Annotated in this window: 5 protein-coding genes and 1 pseudogene; 1 reads left to right on the top strand and 5 read right to left on the bottom strand. The window is 74.3% G+C overall.

All coding sequences use genetic code 11. The annotated features are described in order from the left end of the window. From GTW08_RS27930 to GTW08_RS27920, 3 genes and pseudogenes are all read right to left on the bottom strand, one after another. A pseudogene (locus GTW08_RS27930) lies at window positions 1-209 on the bottom strand (hypothetical protein); the annotation flags it as partial. Window positions 210-334: 125 nt separating this feature from the next. Beyond that, the gene (locus GTW08_RS27925; RefSeq protein ID WP_043276256.1) at window positions 335-655 is read right to left on the bottom strand and encodes a GroES family chaperonin; all 321 of its coding nucleotides are present in this window, start codon (window positions 653-655) and stop codon (window positions 335-337) included. A gap of 197 nt (window positions 656-852) precedes the next feature. Beyond that, window positions 853-2,043, bottom strand: coding sequence for an ATP-binding protein (locus GTW08_RS27920; protein WP_062398897.1), 1,191 nt, complete (start codon window positions 2,041-2,043; stop codon window positions 853-855). Window positions 2,044-2,351: 308 nt separating this feature from the next. Here GTW08_RS27920 and GTW08_RS32625 point away from each other — a divergent pair, with 308 nt between their 5' ends. Then, window positions 2,352-2,486: a hypothetical protein gene (locus tag GTW08_RS32625; RefSeq protein WP_255497807.1), complete on the top strand. Its 135-nt coding sequence runs from the start codon at window positions 2,352-2,354 to the stop codon at window positions 2,484-2,486. Between the two features lie 171 nt (window positions 2,487-2,657). On the opposite strand, the gene GTW08_RS27915 is transcribed toward GTW08_RS32625, so the two are convergent. Both GTW08_RS27915 and GTW08_RS27910 read right to left on the bottom strand, forming a co-directional pair. After that, entirely contained in the window at window positions 2,658-3,188 is a 531-nt protein-coding gene (locus GTW08_RS27915; RefSeq protein ID WP_083658707.1) for an FxsA family protein, read from the bottom strand. A gap of 69 nt (window positions 3,189-3,257) precedes the next feature. Next, on the bottom strand, window positions 3,258-4,018 hold a 761-nt coding region (locus GTW08_RS27910), incomplete at its 5' end, for a 2-oxo acid dehydrogenase subunit E2 (protein WP_161152739.1).

Below are 4,018 nucleotides of genomic sequence, written 5' to 3'. Positions count from 1 at the left end.
TCGGCGGCGGAGACCTCGGTGGCGCCCTGCGGCGCGGGAGTTCCCTGCGGCGCGGCGGGGGCGGCGGCGGGGCCGGGCGAGGGACGGCGGGCGGGCATCACGGGGCGACCGGCACCGGCGGCGTCGCCGTTCTGCGGGTCTCCCGGCTCCGGCGCGGACGTCACCGGCTGCTCGTCCGCGTCGTCGGACGAGGGAGGGCGCTCGGGCATGACGTGGGACTTCCTTTCCGCACTGCCATCGACTCTGTCATCGCGACCGGCGTCGTCGACTGTGTCGACACCGCTGTCGAACCGGGTGGGCCGCGGGTCCGTGCGGACCGGCGCGACCCGGGGGGTCAGAGGTAGAGACCGGTCCCGTGCTGGGTGGCCTCGGAGGCCACCGCGTGCAGGTCCCGCTCACGCATGACCAGGTGCCCGACGCCGGCGATCTCGACCTCGTACTGGTCCTCCGGGGCGAGCAGGACGCGGTCGCCGGCCTTCACCGTGCGCACGTGCTGTCCCACCCCGACCACCTCTCCCCAGACCAGACGCTTGGCGACCTGTGCGGTTGCCGGGATCACGATTCCGGCCGAGCTCCGTCGCTCGCCGGAACCCTCGACCCTCTTGATCATGACCCGGTCATGGAGCATCTGGATCTCGAGTTTGGGCTCGGCCACCGGGCCGATGCTACGGGTGACCCCTGACGCCCCCGGCGGCGCCCGGCGCAAGCGAGAGCATGCCCCGAACGTGGAACGCCCCGCGGCGCTACCGAGTCGGGGGTCGGGTGGCGCCGCGGGGCTCAGCAGGGGTTTCGCGCCGACCCGAGGACCTGTTACACCGCAAACAGTTTTCACTCGTCCGGAGCAGCGGGGGCTCAGGTGTTGGCGAGCAGGTACCGCCCGAAGTGCGGCACGGTGAAGGCGATCTGGCCGCGCTGGGCGGAGAACACCAGGCCCTTCTTGAGCAGGCTGTCGCGCGCCGGGGACAGCGACGACGCGCGCCGGTCCAGGTGCTTGGCCACCAGCGACGTCTCGACGGGGTGGTCCTCCCCGTCGGTCAGCTCGGCCATCGCCCGCAGGTACTCGCGCTCCGCCGGCGTCGCCCGCTCGAAGCGCGAGCCGAAGAAGCCGACCGCGAGCTCGGCCTCGGCCTCGGGGGCGGCCATCTCGACGTCCTTCACGCCGATCGGGCTGGTCGGTGCGGCGTCCCACGCGGCCTTGCCGTAGGCCTGCACGAAGTAGGGGTAACCGCCCGAGCGGACGTAGAGGTCGTCGAGGGCCTCCTGGTCGAAGGTCGCCTCCTCGCGCTCGGCCGGGGCGATCAGCGCGAAGTCGGCGTCCTTGCGGTCCAGCCGGTCGATCCGTGAGTACTTGAACAACCGCTCCGAGTAGGACTTCGACGCCGACAGCACGGCGGGCAGGTGCGGCAGCCCCGCCCCGACGACGACGAGCGGCACCCGGGCCTGGGACAGCTCGTGGCAGGCGGCGCAGAGCGCGGAGACGTCCTCGGGCCGCAGGTCCTGCATCTCGTCGATCAGCAGCGCGATGCCGGAGCCGACGTCCTGGGCCAGCTCCGCGACCTCGGTGAACAGCTCGACGAGGTCGATCTCGATGTCCCCGGAGTCCGCGCGCCCGTTCTTCACCGGGACGTCGATGCCGGGCTGCCAGCGCTCCCGCAGCTTCGTGCCCTCCGGCGACGACCGCAGCGCGAACGCCTTGAGCACGCCCAGCACCTCGTCGATGCGCTCGGGGGCCCGGTGCCGGACGGCGAGGTCGCGGATCGCGCGGTGCAGCGCCGCGGACAGCGGACGGCGCAGGTCGGCGTCCGGGCGGGCCTCGATCTTCCCGGCGCCCCAGCCGGCGTGCATCGCCATCGAGCGCAGCTCGCCGAGCAGCACCGTCTTGCCGACGCCGCGCAGCCCGGTGAGCACCAGGCTCCGCTCCGGGCGACCGCGGGCGACCCGCTCCAGGACGATCTCGAAGGCGTCCACCTCGCGGTCCCGGCCGGCCAGCTCCGGCGGGCGCTGCCCGGCGCCGGGGGCGAACGGGTTGCGCACCGGGTCCATGCGAGGACGGTATCCGCCGCTCTTCGGAATTCCGTAGACGACGACGGCGTGTCGCGGCCCCGCCACCCGGGCGGCCCAGCGACGACGTCGGTCACCCAGCGTGGTCGCGATGCCCGTCCGGGCCGGTTCCGGCATCGCCCGTGCGGTCCGCCGCGAACGCACCGTGCGAGCGGGGCCGAGGAACGCCGGCGCTGTCGTCACGATCCGGTGGCCCGCGCCCGGTGACCTTCCGCGACCGCGGTTGACCAGCAACACTCTGAGGCGTGCACCACCCCGTCGCACGTGACTACGCCCGGGAGGAGAGCGCTGTGGGCCGACACCGCGGACGGCACCGCGCCGACCGGATGCATCACTCGACGCTGCGGATGAAGCCGATCACGCTGCGTCGCCGACGGCTGGAGAGCCTGCGCAGCCTGCTCGCAGGAGCGCGCCCCGGCTGGTGAGAAGGACGGCGGGGGCGACCCCCGAACGCTCCCGCCGTCCACCACCCGGTCCTGGATCTGCCGCGCCCGGCCGTCGCACCCCTGGTGCCGCCGTCGCAGCCTCCGCACGGGGTGCGGAGACCGCGTGCGGGGTGCGCCGGGCGTCCACGTATCGCGAGGCCCGGTGACGGGTCAGGTGCGGTCGGGGCCGTCCACGACCTCGCCGTCGACGACCGGGCCGGTGCCCGCGGCAGGTCCGGTGATGCGCGGGTACGCGGTCGCCGAGCGCGGCTCGGTCACGGTCTCCCCCTCGACCACGGTGGCGCCGTAGCGGATCCGTGCGGTGCGCAGGCTCGGTGCGGCCCGCTCGGCGGCGTTCACCATGCGACGCCGGACCAGGGCCCGCGTCGGGGGGAACACCAGGGCGAGACCGAGCACATCGGTGATCAGGCCCGGCAGGAAGATGAGGATGCCACCGGCGGCGACGAGCAGCCCGTCGGTCGCCTCCTCGTGCGCCAGCTTCCCGCGCTGCACGGCGGTGGCGAGCGCGCGGGCGGCGCGGACGCCCTCCCGGCGGGCGAGCAGGAGTCCGACCACGGACCCGGCGAGCAGGACCAGCAGGGTCCAGCCCAGTCCGATCCACGCGATCAGCCCGGCGAGCGCGACGATCTCGAGCACGACGTAGAGCAGCACGAACGGCATGCCCGTACAACGCACGGGCATGCCGTTCTGCTCCCGGATCGCCCGAATTCCCCGGATCGATCCCCCGGGCCCTCGGATGATCTCCCCAGGTCACCAGGTGAAGGCGACCCCGGGGTCGTGCAGCAGCGCGCCGACGTCGGCGAGGAATCGCGAGCCCTCGGCCCCGTCGACGAGGCGGTGGTCGAACGACAGCGCCAGCCGGCACACGGTGCGCACGGCCAGCTCGCCGTCGACGACCCAGGGGGCGGGCTTGATCGACCCCACCGCGAGGATCGCGGCCTCGCCGGGGTTGATGATCGGCGTCCCGGTGTCGACGCCGAGCACGCCGACGTTGGTGATCGTGAACGTGCCCCCGACCAGGTCGGCCGGGGCGGTCCGGCCCGCCCGGGCGGTGTCGGTGAGCGTCGTGAGCGCGTCGGCCATGCCGCGCAGGGTGAGTGTGTCCGCGTCGCGGATCTTGGGGACGACGAGCCCACGCGGCGTCGCGGCGGCGATGCCGAGCTGGACGCGGGCGTAGTAGACGATCTCGCCGGCGCGCTCGTCCCAGCCGGCGTTGGCCGCCGGGGTCCGCGCGGCGGCGAGGCAGGCGGCCTTCGCGACGAACGCCAGCGGGGTCAGCTTGACCCCGGCGAACTCGCGCGAGGCCCGCAGCCGGTCGCGCAGGGCCATCATCTCGGTGACGTCGACGTCGAGGAACTCGGTGACGTGTGGCGCGGTGAACGCGCTCGCGACCATCGCCGCGGCGGTGGCCTTGCGGACGCCGCGGATGGGCTCACGCCGGTCCTCGGTGGGCCGGGCGGTGGTCGTGCCCGGTCCGGCCGCGGTGCCCGGCCCGGCCGCGGTGCCCGGCC

The organism is Pseudonocardia sp. SID8383, assembly GCF_009864975.1.
GTDB lineage: Bacteria > Actinomycetota > Actinomycetes > Mycobacteriales > Pseudonocardiaceae > Pseudonocardia > Pseudonocardia alni.
Note: the sequence above shows the minus strand (reverse complement) of the source record. Positions and strands in the feature narration are given on the sequence as shown.